This is a genomic window from Anaerotruncus massiliensis (ex Togo et al. 2026) (genome assembly GCF_030825285.1).
Lineage (GTDB): Bacteria > Bacillota > Clostridia > Oscillospirales > Ruminococcaceae > Anaerotruncus > Anaerotruncus massiliensis.
Window position 1 is genome coordinate 1 of sequence record NZ_JAPJQF010000008.1, and the last position, 21,859, is coordinate 21,859.

Consider the following 21,859-nt stretch of genomic DNA (forward strand, 5'->3'; position numbering starts at 1 on the left):
CGGCATGGGGGGCAACCTCGGCGAAATCGAGATGAGCGAGAGCGTCATCAGCGTCAAGCTCGCCGCCCCCGCCATCGGGAGCCTCACCCGCAGCACCGAATTCATCGGCAGGATCGAGCCGGGCGAAAGCGTCAACGTCTACCCCGAGGTCGCCGGCAAGGTGACGGCGGTGCACTTTACGGCGGGCGACACCGTCAAGGCGGGCGACCTGCTCTTCGAGATGGACGACAGCGACGCGCAGCTCGACTATGAGATCGCGCAGGCGAGCTACGACTCCAAGGTCATCTCCGCCGACACCACCCTCGGCAGCAGCTACGAATCCAACCTGCTCTCGCTGGAATCCAGCCTCAAGAGCGCCCAGCAGTCGCTGAACAACGCGCGCATCGAGCTGCGCGACTACAACGACGACAGCGAGGACTCCCTCATCTCCGCGCAGAAGGCGATGGACAAGGCGGAGACCGCGATGCGCGCGGCCGAGGCGGAGCTCGACGCCTACGCGGAGGCGAACCCCGGCGACAAGTCGAGCGAAGCCTATAAGGACCTCGTGTCGGCGGTCTCCAAGGCGGAAAGCGCCTACAGTGTGGCGCGCAGCACCGTCAACGACCTGGAGAACGACGACGACAGCACCCTGCGCAGCCTGCGCAACAGCTACAAGAACGCGCAGACCAACTACGAGACCGCGCTCGAAAAATACAACCTCGCGAAGGGCTCCTCCCTCGAGGACACCAAGGCGAGCGTCGACAACTCCCTCAAATCCGCCCAGCTCTCCCTCGAGCAGAGCGCCAAGAAGCTGGAGAAGTACAAGGTCTATTCCCCCATCGACGGGGTGATCGAGGCGAGCTCGGTGAACGAGCATGAGAACGCGTCGACCCAGACCGCGGCCTTCACGATCTCCAACAAGAACCAGATGTCGGTCACCTTCAACGCCACGGCGGACGCGGCGACCGCGCTTTCGATCGGCGACGAGGTTACCGTCCAGAAGAGCGGGAACGACTATACCGCCATCATCACCTCGATCGACTCCAAGGCGGACGAAGGCACCGGCCTCTTCCCCGTCGAAGCCCAGATCCAGGACGACGGCGGCGCGCTGCTCTCGGGCGTGACCGTCAAGGTCTCCGCCGCCACCCAGAGGGCGGAGAACGCCCTGCTCGTCCCGATCGACAGCGTCTACTACGAGGATGGGCAGGCATACGTCTTTACATACGCGGACGGCGAGGCCCACCGCACCGACTTTGAAACGGGCATGTCCAACAGCGAGACGGTCGTCGCCCTCTCCGGCCTCGACGAAAACAGCCGGATCATCACCACCTGGCACCCCGACCTCAAGGACGGCGCCAAGGTGCAGCTTGCCGAGGGGCAGGCCGACCCCGAAGCGGACGCCGCCCCCGCGGAAGCCGCCGGTGAAAAAGCGGCGGACGCCGTCGAACAGGAATCCGCCGCAGGGACGGCCGTACAGGAGGATTAACCGCTGATGACACTTCCAAAATTAGCCGTCAAACGGCCGGTATCGGTGCTCATGTGCGTGCTCTGCCTGTTGGTCTTCGGCGTCTCCTCGATCTTCGGCATGGAGATGGAATCCACGCCCGAGATGTCGATGCCCGTCTTCATGGTCCGCACCGGCTATTCGGGCGCGTCGCCGGAGGAGGTCGACGAATTGATTACCGACGTGATCGAATCGGCGCTCTCCACCGTCAGCGACGTGGAGAGCATGACCTCGCGCTCGTCGGAGGGCTCCTCCATGACCACGCTGGAGTTCGACTACAACACCGACATGGACGAAAAGTACGACGAGATCAACGAGGCGCTCCAGCGGGTGCGCCTGCCCGACTCGGCGGACGACCCGACCATCATGGAGATGAGCATGGACTCCTCCTCCGTCATGGACCTGTCGATCACCACCCCCGCGACCGGGGACAACATCTACTCCTACATCGAGGACACCGTCGTGCCCGAAATCGAGCGGATCTCCGGCGTCTCGGAGGTGAGCATGCGCGGCGGCACCCGCGAATACATCCAAGTGGAGCTCCGGGAGGAGGAGATGGAGCAGTACGGCCTTTCGATGACCGACATCTCCAGCGCCATCTCTTCCGCCGATTTCACCACCACCGTGGGCGAGATCAACCGCGGCGAGGTCAGCCTGACGCTCCAGGGCGGCATGAACTACGACACCTATGAGAGCCTCGAAACGATCCCCATCTCCCTGGCCTCGGGGGACATCATCCACGTCTCCGACGTGGCCAACGTCACGATGGCCGAGCAGAGCATGTCCTCCATCAGCCGCTACAACGGCATGGACAACATCTCCCTCTCCGTCTCCAAAAACCAGTCCGCCAACACGATCGACGTGTGCAACCAGGTCGTGAGCGTGGTGGACGACCTCAACCGGCAGGGACTGGGGCTGGCCATCACCATCACCAGCAACTCGGGCGAAACGATCTATGAGAACATCATGAACGTCGTCCAGTCCCTCGTCCTCGGCCTCGCGCTGGCCATGCTCGTGCTGGTGGCCTTCCTCGGCGACTGGCGCGCCGCCTTCATCGTGGCGATCTCGATGCCGCTCTCCGTCTTCGCGGCGCTCGTGCTCATGGCGGCCTTCGGCATGACCATCAACATCATGTCGCTCGGCGGCCTCGTCGTGGGCATCGGCATGATGGTCGACAACTCGATCGTCGTGCTCGACTCCTGCTTCAAGGAGCAGGACGGCATCAAGAGCTACGACCAGGTGGCGGTCGAGGGCGCGAACCTCGTGAACTCCGCGATCATCGCCTCCACCGTCACGACGATCGTCGTCTTCCTGCCCATCTCCCTGATGAACGGCATGTCCGGCCAGCTCTTCAAGGAGGTCGGCTTCACGATCGTCTTCTCCCTGACCGCCTCGCTGATCTCGGCGCTGACGATGGTGCCGCTCCTCTTCGCGCGGATGCGGCCGCGGGAGAAGAAGGACTCCTGGGTCAACCGGCGGCTGCACAGCCTGGAAAGAGCCTACAAGCGGCTGCTGACCACCGCCCTGAACCACAAGCTCACCGTCATCATCATCGCGGTCGTACTGCTGGCAGGCACCTTCGTCATGTTCACCCGGATCGACATGGAGCTGATGCCCTCGAGCGACGAGGGCTCGATCAGCATCTCCGTCACCACCAAGACCGGCCTCGACATCGACGCCACCGACACCATCATGACCCAGGTGGAGGAGATCGTGGCGGCCCAGGAGGACGTCGAAAGCTATTCGATGCGGGGCAACGGCGGATCCGCCAGCATCACCGTCTATCTGAAGGACGACCGCAGCCTCTCCACCGACGACTTCATCACTCTCATGCGCGAGCAGACCTCCGGCATCGACAACGCTTCGGTCGAGGTCGAGCAGCGCAGCTCGATGTCCTTCGGCAGCCGGGGCGTGCAGATCAACCTGACCGGCTCCAACCTGGATACGCTGCGGGAGGTCGCGGATGAGATCAAGACGGTCGTCGCCGGGTTCGACGGTATCGACTCGGCCTCCACCAGCCTCAGCGACGGCAGCCCGCGCGCCGAGATCATCGTCGACCCGGTCCAGGCCGCCGCCATCGGCACGACCCCCGCCTCCATCCTCTCCACCGCGAAAAACATGATCTCCGGCATCGACGCCGCCGACCTGCAGACCAGCGACCAGGAATACACCGTCAAGGTCATGTACCCCGAGGGCCGGTTCAAGGACGTCAGCGACCTCTCCGGCCTCATGATCCCCACCCGCAGCGGCGGGCAGGTGCCCATCACCGACGTGGCCGAGGTGGTCTTTAACAACGCCCCCTCGCAGATCCAGCGGCAGGACGGCGAATACCAGGTGTCCGTCACCGGGCAGACCGCGGCGGGCGTCTCCGCCACCCAGCTCTCCAACCAGATCATGGCCCGCGTCGGGCAGATGGACCTGCCCGACGGCGTGAGCATCGCGGCGGGCGGCAACATGCAGACGATGAACGAGGAGTTCGGCAAAATCTATAACGCGCTGGCGATCGCGGTCTTCCTCGTCTTCGTGGTCATGGCCATGCAGTTTGAATCGATGCGCTTCTCCCTCGTAGTCATGCTCTCGGTGCCCTTCTCGATGACCGGCGCGTTCCTGGCGCTGCTGCTCACCGGCATGACCATCTCGATGACCAGCCTCATCGGCCTCATCATGCTCGTCGGCATCGTCGTCAACAACGCGATCGTGCTGATCGACTACACCAACATCCTGCGGCGCGAGCAGGGGCTGGGCGCGCGGGACGCCCTGATCTTCGCAGCCCCCACCCGCCTGCGCCCCATCCTGATGACCACCCTGACCACCGTGCTCGGCCTCGTGCCGACCGCGGTCGGCATCGGCGGCAACGTCGAGATGATGCAGTCGATGTCGGTCGTCGTCATCGGCGGGCTCACCTTCTCGACCCTGATCACCCTCGTCCTGATCCCGACCGTCTACCTGCTGGCGGACGGCGAGGACCGCCGCAAAAAGGGCCGCCGGACGGGCAGGAAATCCCTCTTCCGCCGGAACCTCCGGGAGCAGCCCCAGGTCTCCGGCGACCCGGTCCCCGAAGAATTTCTCTGATCGGCAATCCCCTCCTATAAACGGGGCCGCCCGGCGTCTGCCGGGCGGCCCCTTTGCGTATTCCGCCGCTTTTGGATCAGTCTCTCCCGCGTGCGCCGCCCGAGATCGTGTAACTGTTCTTGCCCCGCCCCTTGGACTCGTAGAGGGCGGCGTCCGCGGCCCGGTAGAGGCCATCGAAGCCGTCCCCCTGCCGGGGGGCGAAGGAGACGCCGATGCTGGCGGAGAGGTGCCAGTTCTTCTCCTCCGCGCCGTAGGCCCGGTCGAGCGCGGCGGAGAGCTCCGCCGCCTTTTCGGCCGCCCACGTCTCGTCCGGCGCGGCCACGAAGGCCGCGAACTCGTCGCCGCCGATGCGCCCGAGCAGGTCGTCCGCGCGGAAATGCCCGCGCAGGATGCGCGTGAATTCCCGGATGACCCCGTCCCCGAAGGCGTGGCCGTAGCTGTCGTTGGCCTGCTTGAAGTTGTCGATGTCGAAGATGAAGAAGGCGTACAGGCGGCCCGGGTTCTCCCGCAGGCAGTCCTCGATCCGCCGCTGGGTCGCCGCCTTGGTAAACAACCCGGTCATCTCGTCGGTCTGGGCGAGCAGGCGCATCCGTTCCTCCTGCTTCTTTTCCGCGTCGATGTTCTGCCGGTATACCAGCATGCGCAGGCTGCCGTCCCCCTCCAGCGGGACGAGCCGCGCGGTGATCCGCATCCAGTAGTACTCCACGCCGTCCCTGCTGATCATGAGCTCATACCGCAGGGTCTCGCGGCCCTGCCGGAAGGCCCGCAGCACGTTTTCGGGCAGGAAGGTGTCAAGATACCCCTGCCGGAACTCCTCCTTGACCTGCTTTTCCGCGACGATCTGCAGCGCCTTGTCGTAGGGGGTCCCGTGCGGGGCGCCGAGGCTTTCAAAATACTGCTCGGTGGCGTGGTTGGCGGGCCGGTTGGCGGTGATGTCCAGCTCGTAAATGTCTTCAAAGAGCTGACCGGTGGCTTTTTCGAACACCGTGCGCCGCTCCTGCTCGACCGACTGGGTCAGCTCGACGATCTGGCGGTTGAAGGCGCGGATCACGTGGGTGATGACCCAGAGGATCACGGCGATGATCACGCAGATCACCAGCATGGTCAAAACGAGCTGGCGGTTGAGGGACTCCACCAGCGCGGCGGTGTCCTGGTTCACCACCAGGTGCCACTCCAGTTCGGGCAGGTAGCGCGCGACCACGTAGTCGGTCTTCTGGAACCCCGAGCCGCCGGTGATCCAGAAGCTGCGCGCCATGCCCTCCTCCTTCCAGGTGAGGATCTCCCGCCGGACCCGGTCGCTGTAGTGGGTGACGTCGAAGAGGTTGACCGTCTCGTAGCCGGTGTATTGGGGGGAGATCTCGATCGTGCCGTTCCCGTCGACCAGGAAGGCGCCGACGCCGAATTTGTCCTCGTAGCCCTGCAGCACCGCCTGCAGGCTGGTGATCCGCATCCCCACGCCCACGACGCCGATCACCTCTCCGCTCTCGTCGTGGATCTTGCAGTTGACGAACACGGTGATCCGGTTTTCCGCGCCCTCCACCTCGTCGTTGTCCACGTTCATGGCGTAGTCCTCGGGGCTTTGCAGCAGCTCGTAATACCAGACGTTCTCCGGGTCGCCGGGGTCCAGTACCCGGTCGAGGCCGTTGAAATTGTAGTAGCGGCCGGTGCGCGTGGAGATCAGGAAGACCGCGTCGTAGTCGTATTTCCGCTGGTAGGCGCCGAGGTATTTGCTCAGGGTGCCGATGTAGGAGGGGTCGTCCAGATGCTCCCCCTCGCCGGAGAGGTATTCCCGGAGCAGGCTGTCGTTGGCCATCGTCAGCGACACGTTGACCGGCTTGGTGAAGGTGGTGGCCATCTGGTAGTAGATGCCCTCCGAGGTCAGCGAGGAGACCTCCTCGATATTCTGCAGCGACGCGCTGTAGTTCGCGCGGTAGCTGAGCACCGCCGTCAGCAGGAACCCCACGATGATGATCAGGCAGACCAGCAGGTTGGTCCGCATGAGGATGTTCTTTTTCATTGGCGGGCGCCTCTCTTTCCAAGCGTCCGCGCCGGAAGGCGCATCCGCTATAGACATTGTATTCCCTTTGCGGTCACAAATCAATGCTTCCCGCATCCCGCGCGCCCTTAAACAAGCAAAAAAAACGGCGGGCGGATACCCGCCGCGCCATTTTTCCTGTCTTTTCCTGTCTTTTGCGGTCACAGCCCATCATTTTCCAGAGTCTCAGGAGCCGTCGTCCCCGCCGTCCTCCTCCGGTTCCGCCTCCTCGCCGATCTCCGCGAGCGGCAGGCAAAACCAGAACCGGACCCCGCCCTCGATGTTTTCGACCCCGTAGTCCATCCCGTGGGCCTCCATGACGACCTTGACGATCGCGAGCCCGAGGCCGTAGCCCTGCACCTCGCGGGAGCGGGACTTGTCGGCGCGGTAGAAGCTGTCGAAGAGGCTGCCGAGGTCGTCCGAGGCGATGGGCGGGCTCTGGTTCTCCACCGACACGCGGCAAAGGCCCGCCCCGCCATCCTGTACGCACAGCCGGATGACGCCCTGCTCCGGGGAATATTTGACCGCGTTTTCAAAGAGGTTGTTCACCGCCTGCCCGATCATCGAATAGTCGGCGGAGACGATGAACTCCTCCTCGAGCTCCTTCTTCACCGTGAGGCGTTTGCGCTCGGTGAGGATGCGGTGGCTGCGCACGGCGCTGTCGAGCACCTCGCTCAGGCAGAAGATCGAGAGCTGCGCCTTTTCCACGCCGCTCTCCAGCCGGGAGAGCTCGAGCAGCTTTCCCACCATCAGCGAGAGCCGGTTGCTCTCCGCGATGATGATCTCGCACGACTCCTTCCGCCGCGGGTCGGTCTCCTCCTCCGCGAGCGCCTCGGCGTAGCTGATCATGAGGGTGAGCGGCGTCTTGAAATCGTGCGAGACGTTCGCCACGAACTGCTGGCGCAGACGGTCGGTCTGCTGCTGGCGCACGAGGTCGTTCTGGAGCACCTCATTGGCCTCCACCAGCCGGCTCACCGCCGCCTGCAGGTCGTCCGACATCTGGTTGACGCTCCCGGCGAGCATCGCGATCTCGTCGTGGCCCTTCGCCTCGCACCGCTCGGAGAAGTCGAGCCGCGAGATCTTGTCCGCCGCCCGTTGAATCCCCTGGATCGGCCGCGTGATCCGCCCGACCACGAAATAGATGATCACCGCGCCCACCAGCAGGATCGCGATCGACATCAGCGCGGTGTACTTGACCGCGAGGTCGGCAAAGGATTTGAGGTACCCGCGCGGGGTCTGGATATAGAGGTAGAGGTTGTCGTCCAGACGGGTGGAGAGGGTGAGCATCCCGTCGTCTTCCCACGGGTTGAAGGACTCCTCCAGCCGCACGTCGAAGCTCTCGTCCGAGTCCCGCAGCCGCGCGAGCATCTTCTCCTGGAACCGGTCGACGTCCTCCCCCCGCGGCTTGGGGGCGTTTTCCCGGTCGCCCCACGGGCGCATCTCCTCCCGTCCGGTGCGGGAGTGGTAGCGCATCTGAACGCGCCCGTCCCCGCCGATCTCAAAGAGACTCACGATCGCGTTGCCGTTTTCCAGTTTCCCGATCGCGTCGTAGATTTCCCCGCTGTTCTCCTGGTAGGCGGCGCGGATCGCCCGCGCGCTCTGCTCCAGCTCGCTGACCTTGTTGCTCTGGTAGAACCGCTCGAACAGGGTGGAGCCCATGAAAAGCAGGACCACCACATTCACCACGAGGATGAAGAAGATGACCCCGAAAAGCTCCTTGCGGATGCCGCTTTTAATCCGTCCACTCAAATTTGTATCCCACTTTCCTTACGGTGGTGATGCAGGAGGCGTATTTCCCCAGCTTGGCGCGCAGGCATTTGATGTGGGTGTCGACCGTGCGGTCGTCCCCGTTGTAGTCCATGTCCCACACCGTGCAGATGATCTGGTCGCGGGTGAGCACGATCCCCTGGTTTTTCACGAGGTAGTAGAGTAGGTCGAACTCCTTGGGGGTGGTGATGATCTTTTGCCCGTCCACCAGCACCGTGCGCTCGCGGTAGAGGATTTTGAGCCCGCCCACCTCCGCGTCGCTCATGTCGTTGGCGTTCGTGCGCTTTAAAAGGTTCTTCACCCGCGTCACAAGGATGGTGGGCGAAAAGGGCTTGGCGATGTATTCGTCCGCCCCCATGTGGAACCCCGTCACCTCGTCCCGCTCGCTGTCGCGCGCGGTCAGCATCAAAATCGGCACGTCCGACTTGCTGCGGATCTCCCGGCAGGCGTCGTACCCGTCCTTGCGGGGCATCATCACGTCGAGCATGACCAGCACGACGTCGTCGTTGTCCTCGAACTTCTCCACCGCCTGCTGGCCGTCGGCGGCCTCCACCACCTTGAAGCCCTCCCGTACGAGGTAGCTCGCCACGAGCTGTCGGATCTTCGCTTCGTCCTCCGCGATCAATATTTTACTATCCATTCCGGCACCGTCCCAACGTTCATTTTGAAAGGCCCGCGCCTTTCCACCCTTCCAGTATGCGGCGCTATTGTGAAGTTCCTGTGTGTAAAGTTTGACGAATCGGAAAATTGCGGCGGACTAACCGGCCGTCCCTTCCGGCAAGCGCCGCCACAGGGTGTAAAGCAAAAGGCCCGTCAGGCAGAATCCCGCGCCCGCCGCCATCGCCCGCCCGACGCCCTCCTCGGCGAGCCTGCCGAAGATCAGGCCGGTGCCCACCGCGACCAGGTTCATCACGCTCGAGTAGACCGACAGCATCGTGGCCCGCCCGCAGGAACGCACCTGCCGGTTCTGGACCTCCATGCCGATGGGCGCGAAGACCGACGCGGACAGCCGCAGCGCAAGGATGCCCGCCACCGAAAGCACGGAGCTTCCGGTTACCGCGAGCAGCCCGCAGGAGAGCGCGCCGAGCAGGAAGAGCCCCGAAAGGGCCCGCCCCTCCCCCAGCCGGGCGGTCAGCCGGTGGGAACGCGCGGCGAAGAGCCCCATGAGGGTCAGCGGGATGAACAGGTATCCCATCGCGCGGGCGGGAATGCCCGCGCGGACATACTGGAGCTGGCTGAGGAAGACGGTGATCGTCTGGTTCGATTCCGTGAGCAGGGCGGCCGCCGCAAGGAAGAGCAGGAACCGCCGGTTGCCCCACACCTCCCGCGCGGCCTCCCCGGCGCGGGCCCCAAAGCCCGCGCTCCGCCGCGCGGGCGGCGGCACCTCGGGCAAAAAGAAGGTCAAAACCATCGCCGCCCCGTAGGAGAGGACGGTGAGAAAGCCGGCCGCGTCAAAGTCGCCGCCGACCGCGGTGGAAAAGAGAAGCGACGCGGCGACCAGGCCGGCCGTCGCCGACGCCTCGTAGGCGCCGAAGGCCTTCTGGCTCTCCCCCTCCCCCGCGAGGGAAAAGAGATAGGCGGAGTCGCAGCCGGAGAAGCCCGAGAGCACCACCGACAGCATCAGCCGTTCAAGCAGGAATCCTCCAAAGCCCTCCGCCCGCCAGAAGACGATCTTGGAGAGGAAGTAGAGGACGTTGCAGGCGGCCAGCGTGCGCCGGTAGCCGATCCGGTCGGCCACGTAGCCCCACGGGATCTCCAAAGCGATCAGGCAGGCGAGGGAGATGCTCTCGATCAGCGTGATCTGGAAGACCGAGACGCCGCGCGCCTGCCGGTAAAGGGTCGCGATCGGGCCATAGAATACCATGCCCTGTAAAAACGCCGTCGCGCAGAACAGGGGAATCCCGATTTTTCGATTCAATTGTGTTCCCTCCGAATTTCATTTTGCCGGTGAAATTCCGAAGATCAAATCGGACTGCCCATGGCGACGCCTCGTTCTGTTTCGTTCTTGTTCCAGTATCGCACAGCGTCCCTGGAAATGCAATCAAAAAAAGAACCGCGCCAGGCGCGGTTCTTTTTATCCGAGATATTCTTACAGCTCGGGGCCGTTCCGGTTCGCGTCGTCCGACGGAACCTGGGGCGCCGCCGGGGCGGCGGCCGACTGCTTGTTCCAGTAAGCGCCCAGCGTGTACAGGACCGGCAGCACGAGGCCGATCAGGCCGGAGAAGACGTTACCGTCGCTTCCGAAGGAGCTGATCAGGCTGAACGCGGCGAGCACGATCAGGATGATGCCGAGCACGAAGCAGACCTGCGCCTTCTCGGGCTTCGCGCAGTTTTTGACGCCGATGATGCCGACGATCAGGCTGAAAACGCTGGAAAGGATGACGACCACGCCCATGATCGCCGCGACCGCGCCGACCCCGGCGCCCATCATGTCGCCGCCGGCCGCGATCATGCCGCCGCCCACCAGCGCGAGCAGCCCGACCAGGATGCTGATGCCGGAAAAGATGATGTACAGAATGCTGACCACTTTCAACATGGTTTTGCCCTTTGGTGCCATAAAATTGTCCTCCTCACGATGTAGCGTACGCTTTTCCCCGCTGACGCGGTGATGCACACTTTATCCTCATTATAAGGGAATTTCCGTTTCCTGTCAATCAAAGCGCCGCCCCCACGGCTGGTATTTCTTTCCGGGGCACGCCTCAGGAAATCTCCGCCAGAAGCGCCGCCAGCGCCTCCTCCACGCGCGCGCAGCGGCTGGGGAACCGTTCGAGCAGCGCCGGGTCGGCGGTCTCCATCAGGCAGGGGCGGCCGACCGCCTCGAGCATCTCCACGTCGTTGAAGTTGTCCCCGAAGGCCATCATCTCGTCCTTCCCGATGCCCAGCCGCCGGGCGACCGCCTCGATCGCCATCCCCTTGTCGGCGACCGTGAAGTCGATCCACGCCGCGCCCGACACAGCGGCCGTCACGACATTCCCCCACTTTTCGATGAAAGCCGGGGCCACGCGCGCCGCGCCGTCCCCGTGGACGTAGGCGGAAACCTTCAAAAATTCCTCGTCCACCGAGAAGAGGTCGTCCACGATCGTGACGGTGTTTTTCATCGTGTAGACGACAAAGTCGGAGTAGCTCCTGCGGCGCGGGCAGAGGTAGGAGGTCTCCCGCCCCGAGAGCATGACCTCGCAGTCGTCGCGCGCGAGGATGTCCCGCATAAGCGCCTCCCCCGTCTCCCGTTCGAGCGGGATGGTGGAGAGCGCCGCGCCGTGGTGCATCGTGAGCGCGCCGTTTTCACAGATAAAGAGCATCTCGTGCCAGTGGGGCGAAAACATCCGCCGCAGGTTGGGATACTGCCGCCCGCTCGCGGGCGCGAAGAGGATCCCCCGCTCCAGCAGCTTCCCGATCAGCCGCAGGGCCTCGGGCGTCAGGGCCTGGGCCCCGTTTTGCAGGAGCGTCCCGTCCAGATCGCTCGCAACCAGCTTGATCACCATAACTCCCCCGTTTCCGGCCGCCGTGCGGCCGGGTCCAGTGTAACATGGCGGAAGCCCCTTTGCCAAGGGGCTTCCGTCATTTCCCCGCGCCCGCCGCCGCTTTCTCCGTCCCAGACGGTTTTTTTGGACCGCCCCGGTTGTATTTTGTTGAAAATAGCCCTGCAATAAATGGAAGAAACCGAAAAGGACCGGCGGCCAAACGGCCGCCGGCCCTTTTTTGCGCCTCAGTATTTGCGCCCGCGCAGCTCCTCTCTGGGGGTCTGCGCGGTAAAGACCCGTTCGTCTGTGATGATCCGCAGCGGCAGCTCCTTCCCGCTCATCAGGTCGGTCACCGCCTTCATGAGCTGCGGCCCGAGCAGCGGGCTGCACTCGACCACGCAGTTGAGCCTGCCCTCCTCGAGCGCCTTGACCGCCTCCTCTGTGCCGTCCACCGAGATGATCTTCACGTCCCGGCCCGGCTGGATGCCCGCCGCCTCGAGCGCGTCGACCGCGCCGAGCGCCATGTCGTCGTTGTGGGAATAGATCACGTCGATGTCCCACGCGTGCTCCCGCAGATACTGCTCGACGACGAGACGTCCCCCCTCCCGGGTGAAGTCGCCGCCCGCGGAATAGACGATCGAATAGTCGGGATGCTCGGCCAACAGCATCTCAAAGCCCCGCTTGCGCTCGATGGTCGGGGTGGCCCCGACCGTCCCCTGGATTTCAAGGATGCGCACCGGGTGCTTGTCCGCGGGCACGTTCGCCGCCGTCCAGCGCATGGCGCGGCGGCCCTCCTCGATGAAGTCCGCGCCGATGAAGGTCATGAAGAGGTCGTCCTCCGCCACGGAGATCTTCCGGTCGGAAAGCAGCACGGGGATGCCCGCGTCGCGCGCCTCCATGAGCACCTCGTCCCAGCCGCTGTCGACGATGGGGGAGATGACGATCACGTCCATCCTCTGCCGGATAAACTCCCGCACCGCCTCGAGCTGGGCCTGCTGGTCGTTGTCCGCGTCAATGGCGGTCAGATCGACGCCGAACTCCCGCGCCGCGTCCCGGATCGACTGGTTGTTCGCCAGCCGCCAGCCGCTCTCGGTGCCCACCTGTGCGTAGCCCACGCGGATCGTCCGGTCGACCGGACGGGTCGCACGGTCGAGCTGGCGCTCGTAGCTGTCCACATTTTCCCGCGTGATCGCGTGGCTGCGCAGGATGACCTGCTTGGGCACGCCGCTCACCTTCCCGAGGATGTCGAGCGAAAACTGGATCGCCTCCCTGCCGCCGGTCGGGCAGGTGATCGTCTCGTCGATTTTCCCGCCGCGGATGAGCTCCAGCCCGCCGTCCTGCCCGGTGAAGCCGTCGATGCCGACGATCTTCACGTCGTCGCAGCCGAGCCGGTGAGCGGCCTTATAGGCGCCGAGCGCCATATAGTCGTTGTGCGCGAAGATCACGTCGAACTCCCGGAGCCGCTCGCCGTAGGCGCTCACCAGGTCCTCCGCCGCGTCGCGCGACTCGTTTTCCACCGTGACCGACTCGATCTCGATGAGCGGGAAAAGGGAGGTGACCGAGCGGAAGCCGCCGCTGCGCTCGGCGCTCGCCTGCGAATGGGGCCCGCCCTTGAGCTCGAGCACCTTCGCCGCCGAGCCCCGCACGAGCCGGACGGCGGCCTCCCCCGCCTGCTTGCCGATCAGGTCGTTGTCCGGCCCGATGAAGAGGGAGTAGTCGTAGCCCTCCACCACCCGGTCGAGCACGATGACGGGGATCTTCTGGTAGACCTCGCTGACCACCGGCGTGATCCGCTCGACGTCGTGGGGCGAGACGATCAGCAGGTCGATGCCGTAGCCGAGCAGGCGCTGGATGTCCTCGACCTGCTTTTCGCCGTCGGAGGTCGCGTCGGTTATGACCAGCCGGATCTCCGGATGCCTGGCCGCCTCCTCCTGCAGTTCGCGGATCAGCACCAACCGCCACGGCTCGCGCATGTTGGCCTGCGAGACGCCGATGACATACCGGATCTTCCCCTCCTCCGGCCCGGACCGGCAGCCCGCGGGCAGCAGGAGCAGGGCGGCGCAGAGCAGCGCCGCCGTCAGCCGCCGGAATCCCCTTCTCATATGGCCGTCCCCTCCTTTTCCGTCACCGCGCGGCGCCGCCCCTCCGGTACTCCATCGGGGAGACGCCGAGCACCTTTTTGAAGGCGCTGCTGAAATAATGCTGGCTTGAATAACCCACCCGCTCCGCGATCTCGTACATCTTGAGCTCCCCGTCGGCGAGCAGCTCGACCGCCCGCCGGATGCGCACCCGCGAGAGGTAGTCGACAAAGGTGACCCCCGTCTCGTGGCGGAAGAGGCGGCTCAGGTGCTGGGGGGAGAGGTGCAGGCGGTCCGCCGCCCCCTGGAGCGAGAGGCAGGGGTCGGCGTAGCGCTCCTCGATGTAACGCCGCGCCTCCAGCACCGACTGCGGGCATTTTTCCCGCTGCTCGAGCAGCTCCATCGCGTCGTCGTACACCTCGGGCAGACCGGCCAGACGGTCGCCCGGGACCTGCGACAGCACCGCCTGCGCGGGCAGGTGCTCCTCCAGCAGCTCCCGCAGCTCCCGCGCGGTGGCGCTCCAGCGCGCGGCGGGCAGGCAGGAGGAGAGGACCACGAGATCGCCGCTCGCGTTCTTGCAGGAGGTCACCGGGCCGAGCGGCTCGAAGGGCTCCCGCGCGATGTTCTCCGCCGCGTAATAGAGCAGGTTCTCGTCCCACTCCTGCCCCACCATCGTCTTCCCCTCGTTCACCGAGAGGTGCGCGACCGTGACGCCGTAGGGCTCGGGGATGGAGATGCCGAGGTAGCCGAGCTGCTCGGCCACCTCCGGCTCGCTGTACCGCCCCTCAAGCCAGCCGTCGAGGAAGGCGGCGACGAGCGACGAGCGGTTCTTTTCGAGCTGCATGCGCGCCCAGTCGAGGTATTTGACCTGCCTGCGGTTGGTCTGGAGCTGCTGCTTGGCGCGCCCGACCGCGTCGTAGAACGCGTCCTCCATCACCGGCTTGAGCAGGTAGTCGAACACCCCCAGCCGCAGCGCCTGCTGCGCGTAGGAAAAATCGTCGTAGCCGGTGATGACGATGATGACCGCGCCCCGCAGCACCCCCTCGAGCCGCTCGATGAATTCCAGCCCGTTCAAAAAGGGCATGTTGATGTCGACGAGCAGCAGGTCGGGCAGGCGCTCGGCGGCCAGCTCGAGCGCCTGCTCCCCGTCCTCCGCCAGCGCGGCGACTTCAAAGTCCGGGTCCCTTGCGAGCAGCCGAGAAAGGCCACTCCGGATGATCTCCTCGTCATCCGCGATCAATGCCTTATACATGGAAAACCTCCCGGTTGATCAATTCCGCCCGGGCGGGCAGCGAGACCGTCACCGTCGTGCCCTCCCCCGGCGTGCTGTCAAGCGATATCCCGTAGCGGTCCCCGTAGCACAGCCGGATGCGCTCCGCGATGTAGAAGAGCCCGAAGCTCGTCTTCTCCATCTCGTCGAGCGGCTTTTTGAGCTGTTCCCGCAGCGCCGCGAGGCGTTCGGGCGGCATGCCCGCGCCGTCGTCCCGCACGGTGATGCGAAGCCCCTCCTCCGACATCCGCCCCGTGACGGCGATCGTGCCGCCGCCCCGCTTCTGCTTGATGCCGTGGTAGATGGCGTTTTCGACGAGCGGCTGCAAAATCAGCTTGGGCACGAGGCAGCCCGAAAGCTCGGCCGGGACGTCGACCGCGTAATTGAGCTTGTCCTTGTAGCGGATCTTCTGGATATAGAGGTAGTTGGAGACGTGGGTAATCTCCTCCTGCACGCTGATGAAGTCCTTGCCGTGGGAGAGGCCGATGCGGAACATGCTGGTGAGCGCGTCGACCAGCCTCACGATGTCGTCGGCGCCGTAGTCGCGCGCCATCCAGCTGATCGTGTCGAGGGTGTTGTAGAGGAAGTGGGGCTTGATCTGCTCCTGCAGGCTCTTGAGCTCGGCGTCCCGCTTGCTCTGCTGCTCCTCGTACACCCGGTGGATCAGGTGGTCGATGCGGTGGATCATATGGTTGAAGCTGTGGCCGAGGTCGCCGATCTCGTCGCTGTAGAGGCTGTTGAACCGCACGGACAGGTCGCCCGACTCCGCCTGCTTCATGAGCTTCTGGAGCTTGGAGATCGGCTTGGTGACCGAGTTGGCGAGCTGGAGCGATACGAAGAGCACCAGCGCGCCCGTCCCGACGATGCAGAGGATGAGCACATAGACGATCGTGTTGATGCCGCCCATGACCTCGTCGAGGGAAAAGACGCCCACCGTCTTCCAGCCGGTAAAGCCGCTCTGCTCGTAGCGGATCTGGTAGCGCCCGCCCGCGATCTGCGCGGTCACCGGGACGCCCGCGTCCCCGTCGAGCCAGGCGGGGTCGACGCGGTAGACGATCTCGTTGACGGGGGTGAAGACCATGTTGTCGTCGGAGTCGACGACAAAGACGAACCCCTTCTCCCCGATTGTCACGTTCTTGATCGAGTCGGTGATGATCTCGTGGCTCACGTCGAAGAGGATGACCCCGCGCACCTCGCCCGTCCGGCGGTCCTTGACCGCCTTGGCCAGCGAAAAGACGTTGTCCGCGCTGTAGTCCTGCTTGGTGACGATGTTCCGCCCCGTCGTGCTGCCCACCAGCACCACCCGGTCGGGCTCGGTCGACGCCAGCCGGTACCAGTTCTCGCCCGTGAAGGGGTCGCGGGAGATGCGGCTCATCCCCGTGCTCACGCTGTCGTCCTGCTCGGTGGCGATCAGGATGCCCGCGATCTCGGGGTGGGAGCGCGCGATGTCGCTGAGGGTGCTCGAGACGGGCGTCTGCATCCGTTCCCACGCCGCCGCGTCCTCGAGCATCCCGCTGCGCTGGAGCATGCAGGTCAGGTAATCGGCCATCTTGTCGATCGTGCTGATGTACATGTCGATCGAGTTGCTCACCTGCCCGGTGATCTGCGCGGTGTGGGCCATCGTCGTCTGCCGCGCCTGCGACAGGAAGACCCCCGCGCTCACCGCGGCGAAGATGACCAGGGGGATGAGCGCCATAAAGACGTAGGTGATCGCCATCTTGTTGCGAAACCGGTTGTTCTGGAAGAGCTCCCAAAGCCGCCTCATCGCGCGTCCCCCTTTCCCGTTTTTCCGGACTTTTCCATTATAGCGGAAAAACCGCTTTCGCGGCAGGTTCAATATAACCAAGATTGTCCGGCCGCTTTTGTCAAAGCGGCCGGACCGGCAGTCACGCGAAGCCCGCGTTAACCCTTGTTTTTAAGCTTTTCCGCGCGGATGGCGATGATCCGCTGGATGACGATGAAGACGCAGAGCAGCGCCGCGATCGTGACCTTGGTCCACCAGGTGTTGAGGTTCTGGTAGGTGACGATCGTCTGGATGACGCCCTGGATGAGCACGCCGAACATCGTGCCGATCACGGTGCCGACACCGCCGGTGAGCAGCGTGCCGCCGATGACCGCCGAGGAGATCGCGTCGAGCTCGAGGCCCATGTTCTGGAGCGAATAGCCCGCCAGCGTGTAGAAGCTGAACACCACGCCGGCCAGCGCCGCGCAGAAGCCGCTGATCGCGTAGACGGAGATCTTGGTGCGCGCCACCGGAAGCCCCATGAGCACCGCCGACTGCTCGCCGCCGCCCACCGCGTAGACCCCGCGGCCGAACTTGGTGTATTTGAGCACGTAGTAGGCGAGCGCCACGACCGCCAGCGCGATGAACACGTAGTAATAGAGCTTCGCCTTGCCGAAGGCGACCTTGCCCAGCGCCATGCTCTTGTAGAAGCCGTCGGAGATGGGGATCGACTCGGTGCTGATCACCGCGCACAGCCCGCGCATGAAGAACTGCCCCGCGAGGGTGACGATGAAGGGCTGGAGATCGTAGCTGTGGATGAGGAAGCCCATCAGCGCGCCGACGCCCAGCCCGATGAGCAGCACCAGCGGGATGACCACGAAGGCGGGCACTCCCAGCCGCAGCAGGAAGGCGGAGAAGACGCAGGTAAACGCGAGAGTGGAGGCGACCGAGATGTCGATGCCTCCGGTCAGCAGCACGAAGGTGATGCCGACCGAGACGATGATGAGGTAGGCGTTGTCGTTGAAGAGGTTCAAGAAGGTGGAGAGGGAGAGGAAGCGGTCGTATCTGACCGACCCCGCCGCGAACAGCCCCACGAAGAGGATGACGGTGATGAAGAGGGAGACGTTTTTGATCCCGCCCCTGCGCCTTGTTTTTTCCAGTGTGCTCACGCCGCGCTCACCGCCTTCCGGGAGGTCAGCCTGGCCGCGACGGCGGCCTTGAACTTCTTCGACTGCGCCAGGCAGATCGCGACGACGATGAGGGCCTTGACCACCTGCGTGACCTCGGGGGCGACGCCCATCGCGTAGACCGAGGTGGTGATCGACTGGATGATCAGCGCGCCGACGATCGAGGCGGGGATCGAGAACCGCCCGCCCGCGAGGGAGGTGCCGCCGATCGCGACCGCGAGGATCGCGTCCATCTCGATCATCAGGCCGGCGTTGTTGCAGTCGGCGCCCTTGATGCCCGCCGACTCGATGAGTCCCGCGATGGCCGCCATCGCGCCGCAGAAGGTGTAGATGACCAGCTTCACCCGGTCGACGTTGATGCCCGCGAACCGGCTCGACACCGGGTTGCAGCCGGTCGATTCGACGAAGAGCCCGAACGCGGTCTTCTTGGTGAAGAGCATGATGAGCAGCACGAAGAACCCGACGATGAAGAGGGGAAAGGGCAGTCCGAGGATGTAGCCGCCGTTGATGAAGTAGTAGGCGTCCGAATTGACGGTGACGATCTTGCCGTCGGTGATAAGCTGCGCGATGCCGCGCCCCGCCACCATGAGGATCATCGTGGCGACGATCGGCTGGATCTTGATCTTGGAGACGAGCAGCCCGTTCCACGCGCCGCAGAGGACACCCGCGAGCACCGCGATGAGCACCGCGGCCGTGACGCTGCCGCCGAGCGACGACAGGATGCGCCCGTCGACGACCGAGCAGGCGATCGCGCCCGAAATCGCCATGACCGACCCGACCGAGATGTCGGTGCCGCCGGTGGCGAGTACCATCGTCATGCCGGTCGCGAGCAGCATGAGCTTGGAGCCGTTGCGCAGGATGTCGATGAGCCTGCCGTAGAGGTGGCCGTCGACGATCCTCATCTGGAAGAAGGCGCCGCCCGACACGACGCCGTTGACGAGCAGGATGGCGAGCAGCACCATCAGCGGCCAGAAGGACTGGCACTTCGTGAGCTTTTTAAGCCGGCTGTTCATTCTGCGCACCTCCCGCGATCAGATTCATGATGGCCGCCTCGGAGATCTCCTCCCCGGAGAGCTCGGCGACCTTCACCTTGTCCCGCAGCACCGCCATGCGGTTGCAGCAGCGCAGCATCTCGTCGATTTCGGACGAGATGAAGATGAGCGCCATGCCCTCCTCGGCCAGCTGGATGACGATCTTCTGGATCTCCGCCTTGGTGCCGATGTCGATGCCGCGCGTCGGCTCGTCGAGCATCAGCAGGTCGGGGTTGGTGGCAAGCCAGCGGGCGAGGATGACCTTCTGCTGGTTGCCGCCCGACAGGTTGCGGATCAGCTGGTCCTGCGAGGGGGTCTTGATCGCGAGCTTTTCGATGTACTCGTCCGCGATCTTCTCCGCCTCCGCGCGGGAGATCGCCCGCAGCATCCCCCGCTTGGTCTGGAGGGCGAGGACGATGTTTTCGCGGATGGTCAAATCCCCCACAATGCCCTCCGTCTTGCGGTTCTCGGGGCAGAAGGCGAATCCACTGCGGATCGCCGCGAGGGTGCCGCGCACCTCCGTCTTCCTGCCCCGCACGTCGACCTCCCCCCGCTCCATCCGGTCGACGCCGAAGATGAGCCGGGCGGTCTCGCTGCGCCCCGAGCCGAGCAGCCCGGAGAGGCCGAGCACCTCGCCCCGGCGGATCTCGAGGTTCACGTCCGGGATCGAGGCGGAGCCCGCCCCGCGCAGCTCCACGAGCACCTCGCCCATCCGCTCCTCGCCGCCCTTCACGGCGGCGCTGCCCTCGAGCTCGGCGTACTCCTTGCCGATCATCTTGCCGACCAGCTGGACCCGCGGCAGCTCGGCGGTCGCGTAGGTGCCGACATATTCGCCGTTGCGCAGCACGGTGATCGTGTCGGTGACCTCGTAGACCTGGTCGAGGAAGTGGGTGACGAAGATGATGCCCATGCCCTGGCTTTTGAGCATCCGCATGATCTCGAAGAGCTTTTGCACCTCGACCGCCGTGAGGCTCGAGGTCGGCTCGTCGAGGATGAGCACCCGGGCCGAAATGTCGACGGCGCGCGCGATGGCGACCATCTGCTGCACCGCGACCGAATAGGCGTCGAGGTTCTGGGTGACGTCGATATTCAGATTAAACCGGCCGAGCAGCTCCGCCGCCTTCCGGTTGATGGTTTTCCAGTCGATGCGCCCCGCCCTGCGGGGCTCGCGGCCGATATAGATGTTCTCCGCCACCGACAGGTTGGGGCAGAGATTGACCTCCTGATACACCGTGCTGATGCCGGTCTCCTGCGCCTCCTGCGGGGTCCGGGGGAAGATCTCCTTCCCCTCCAGCCAGACGGTCCCGCTGTCGCGCTGTTCCACGCCGGTCAGCACCTTGATCAGCGTGGATTTGCCCGCGCCGTTTTCGCCGAGCAGCGCGTGAATCTCCCCCGCGCGCAGGGAAAACTCCACGTTGTCCAGCGCCACGACCGCCGGGAACCGCTTGGAGATGTGCTCCATGCGCAGAAGCAGCTTTTCCGCATCCATCGCCGTATCCTCCTCTCGCTATTCCTGCATGACTGTCGAAATCCGCTCCGACCCAGCGCCGGAGCGGATTTCAACGTTTCTATTCGTGTTGGGAAGAAAGAATGAAAAGACTTGGATCAGTAGACGCGGTTCGGCAGGTCCTCGGCCGCGGTTTCGGCGCGGTAGACGCCCTCTTCGGATTTGATCCACTTCTCAACCGTCTCGCCGGCCTTGAGCTTGGCGCAGGTCTCGAAGAACTGGGGTCCGAGCAGCGGGTTGCACTCGACGGTGACGTTCGCCTCGCCGGCGGCCATCGCCTCAAAGATGCCCTTGACGCCGTCGCAGGAGACGGTCTTGATGTCGACGCCCGGCTTGAGTCCGGCTTCCTTGATCGCTTCGATCGCGCCGAGCATCATGTCGTCGTTGTGGGCGAAAACGCCCTGGATCTCGCTGCCGTAGGTCTTCAGGAAGGACTCCATGACCTCTTTGCCCTTCGCACGGGTAAAGTCGCCGGTCTGGGAGGCGAGGATCTCAATGTCGGGATATTTGGCCGCGATCTGGTCGTCGAAGCCCTTCTTGCGGTCGTTGGCCGCGGAGGCGCCCACAGTGCCCTCAAGCTCGACGATCTTGCCCTTGTTGTCGAGCAGGCGCGCCATCTCGTCGGCGCCGTCGTTGCCCTCCTTGATGAAGTCGGAGCCGATGAAGGTCGCGTAGAGGTCCTCGGGAACGTCAGCCTTGCGGTCGACGAGCACGATCGGGATGCCGGCCTCCTTGGCCTCGGTGAAGACCGCGTCCCAGCCGGTTTCCACGACGGGGGCGAGCCCGATGACGTCGACGCCCATGTCGATGAACGATTTGATCGCCTTGATCTGGTTTTCCTGTTTCTGCTGCGCGTCCGCGAACTTGAGGTCGATCGTGTCGATGTTCTGGCCCGCGTAGAACTGGATGGACTGGGTCTCGGCGTCACGCCAGCCGGACTCCTGTCCGATCTGCGCGAACCCGACGACGAGCTTGTCGTTGGCGGGCTTGGCGGCAGGCTCGGCAGGAGCCGGGGCCGCGTCGGCGGAGGCGGGCGTATCGGCCGGGGCCGGAGCCGCCGCGGGCTCGCTGCCGCACCCCGCGAACACCATGGACGCCATGCACACTGCCAGGACGATTGCCAGGATTCTCTTTTTCATTTTTCTTTTCTCCTTCTCGCAGATTCGGGTGTTTCTCCCTTTCGGTGTTTTTATCCTACCACCCGCCCGCTGGAAAGTCTTTACAATGAAAAGGCCAAAATATGCG

Annotated in this window: 15 protein-coding genes; 2 read left to right on the forward strand and 13 right to left on the reverse strand. The window is 64.5% G+C overall.

Going from position 1 to position 21,859, the window contains the following annotated elements:
• Both RCI06_RS04295 and RCI06_RS04300 read left to right on the forward strand, forming a co-directional pair.
• Positions 1–1,465, forward strand: a 1,465-nt coding sequence (locus tag RCI06_RS04295; protein ID WP_306574505.1) for an efflux RND transporter periplasmic adaptor subunit, incomplete at its 5' end; no start/stop codon positions are given.
• Between the two features lie 6 nt (positions 1,466–1,471).
• A complete protein-coding gene (locus RCI06_RS04300) occupies positions 1,472–4,555 on the forward strand; it encodes an efflux RND transporter permease subunit (protein ID WP_306574507.1) in 3,084 nt (1,027 codons plus the stop codon).
• A gap of 76 nt (positions 4,556–4,631) precedes the next feature.
• On the opposite strand, the gene RCI06_RS04305 is transcribed toward RCI06_RS04300, so the two are convergent.
• From RCI06_RS04305 to RCI06_RS04365, 13 genes are all read right to left on the reverse strand, one after another.
• Complete coding sequence (locus RCI06_RS04305) at positions 4,632–6,572, reverse strand: sensor domain-containing diguanylate cyclase (RefSeq protein WP_306574510.1); 1,941 nt, start codon at positions 6,570–6,572, stop codon at positions 4,632–4,634.
• A 204-nt stretch (positions 6,573–6,776) separates the two neighbouring features.
• A complete protein-coding gene (locus RCI06_RS04310) occupies positions 6,777–8,339 on the reverse strand; it encodes a cell wall metabolism sensor histidine kinase WalK (RefSeq protein ID WP_306574513.1) in 1,563 nt (520 codons plus the stop codon).
• On the reverse strand, positions 8,323–8,997 hold the full coding sequence (locus RCI06_RS04315) for a response regulator transcription factor (RefSeq protein WP_276870576.1): 675 nt from the start codon (positions 8,995–8,997) through the stop codon (positions 8,323–8,325). Before RCI06_RS04315 ends, RCI06_RS04310 begins: the two co-directional genes overlap by 17 nt.
• A gap of 117 nt (positions 8,998–9,114) precedes the next feature.
• Positions 9,115–10,275, reverse strand: a complete 1,161-nt coding sequence (locus RCI06_RS04320; RefSeq protein WP_306574517.1) for an MFS transporter — start codon at positions 10,273–10,275, stop codon at positions 9,115–9,117.
• A 171-nt stretch (positions 10,276–10,446) separates the two neighbouring features.
• The gene (locus tag RCI06_RS04325; protein WP_306574519.1) at positions 10,447–10,914 is read right to left on the reverse strand and encodes a hypothetical protein; all 468 of its coding nucleotides are present in this window, start codon (positions 10,912–10,914) and stop codon (positions 10,447–10,449) included.
• Positions 10,915–11,056: 142 nt separating this feature from the next.
• Positions 11,057–11,836, reverse strand: coding sequence for an HAD-IIB family hydrolase (locus RCI06_RS04330; RefSeq protein WP_158595605.1), 780 nt, complete (start codon positions 11,834–11,836; stop codon positions 11,057–11,059).
• 227 nt (positions 11,837–12,063) lie between these two features.
• A complete protein-coding gene (locus RCI06_RS04335; RefSeq protein WP_306574522.1) occupies positions 12,064–13,920 on the reverse strand; it encodes a substrate-binding domain-containing protein in 1,857 nt (618 codons plus the stop codon).
• A gap of 22 nt (positions 13,921–13,942) precedes the next feature.
• Positions 13,943–15,148, reverse strand: a complete 1,206-nt coding sequence (locus RCI06_RS04340; RefSeq protein ID WP_306574525.1) for a helix-turn-helix domain-containing protein — start codon at positions 15,146–15,148, stop codon at positions 13,943–13,945.
• Complete coding sequence (locus tag RCI06_RS04345; protein ID WP_306574529.1) at positions 15,141–16,931, reverse strand: sensor histidine kinase; 1,791 nt, start codon at positions 16,929–16,931, stop codon at positions 15,141–15,143. Before RCI06_RS04345 ends, RCI06_RS04340 begins: the two co-directional genes overlap by 8 nt.
• Before the next feature lie 137 nt (positions 16,932–17,068).
• Positions 17,069–18,058: a galactofuranose ABC transporter, permease protein YjfF gene (yjfF, locus tag RCI06_RS04350; protein WP_306574532.1), complete on the reverse strand. Its 990-nt coding sequence runs from the start codon at positions 18,056–18,058 to the stop codon at positions 17,069–17,071.
• Complete coding sequence (locus tag RCI06_RS04355; RefSeq protein ID WP_101552618.1) at positions 18,055–19,089, reverse strand: ABC transporter permease; 1,035 nt, start codon at positions 19,087–19,089, stop codon at positions 18,055–18,057. The genes yjfF and RCI06_RS04355 overlap by 4 nt, the downstream gene beginning before the upstream one ends.
• A complete protein-coding gene (locus RCI06_RS04360; RefSeq protein WP_306574535.1) occupies positions 19,073–20,596 on the reverse strand; it encodes a sugar ABC transporter ATP-binding protein in 1,524 nt (507 codons plus the stop codon). Before RCI06_RS04360 ends, RCI06_RS04355 begins: the two co-directional genes overlap by 17 nt.
• Positions 20,597–20,712: 116 nt before the next feature.
• Positions 20,713–21,753, reverse strand: a complete 1,041-nt coding sequence (locus RCI06_RS04365) for an ABC transporter substrate-binding protein (RefSeq protein ID WP_101552622.1) — start codon at positions 21,751–21,753, stop codon at positions 20,713–20,715.
• Between the last annotated feature and the right edge of the window lie 106 nt (positions 21,754–21,859).

What these genes read in the sequence shown, in the direction of transcription:
- RCI06_RS04340 (WP_306574525.1), bottom strand. Translation starts at nt 15,148, where the DNA reads ATGTATAAGGCATTGATCGCGGATGACGAGGAGATCATCCGGAGTGGC.
- RCI06_RS04335 (WP_306574522.1), bottom strand. Translation starts at nt 13,920, where the DNA reads ATGAGAAGGGGATTCCGGCGGCTGACGGCGGCGCTGCTCTGCGCCGCC.
- RCI06_RS04360 (WP_306574535.1), bottom strand. Translation starts at nt 20,596, where the DNA reads ATGGATGCGGAAAAGCTGCTTCTGCGCATGGAGCACATCTCCAAGCGG.
- RCI06_RS04305 (WP_306574510.1), bottom strand. Translation starts at nt 6,572, where the DNA reads ATGAAAAAGAACATCCTCATGCGGACCAACCTGCTGGTCTGCCTGATC.
- RCI06_RS04345 (WP_306574529.1), bottom strand. Translation starts at nt 16,931, where the DNA reads ATGAGGCGGCTTTGGGAGCTCTTCCAGAACAACCGGTTTCGCAACAAG.
- RCI06_RS04325 (WP_306574519.1), bottom strand. Translation starts at nt 10,914, where the DNA reads ATGGCACCAAAGGGCAAAACCATGTTGAAAGTGGTCAGCATTCTGTAC.
- RCI06_RS04315 (WP_276870576.1), bottom strand. Translation starts at nt 8,997, where the DNA reads ATGGATAGTAAAATATTGATCGCGGAGGACGAAGCGAAGATCCGACAG.
- RCI06_RS04365 (WP_101552622.1), bottom strand. Translation starts at nt 21,753, where the DNA reads ATGAAAAAGAGAATCCTGGCAATCGTCCTGGCAGTGTGCATGGCGTCC.
- RCI06_RS04355 (WP_101552618.1), bottom strand. Translation starts at nt 19,089, where the DNA reads ATGAACAGCCGGCTTAAAAAGCTCACGAAGTGCCAGTCCTTCTGGCCG.
- RCI06_RS04300 (WP_306574507.1), top strand. Translation starts at nt 1,472, where the DNA reads ATGACACTTCCAAAATTAGCCGTCAAACGGCCGGTATCGGTGCTCATG.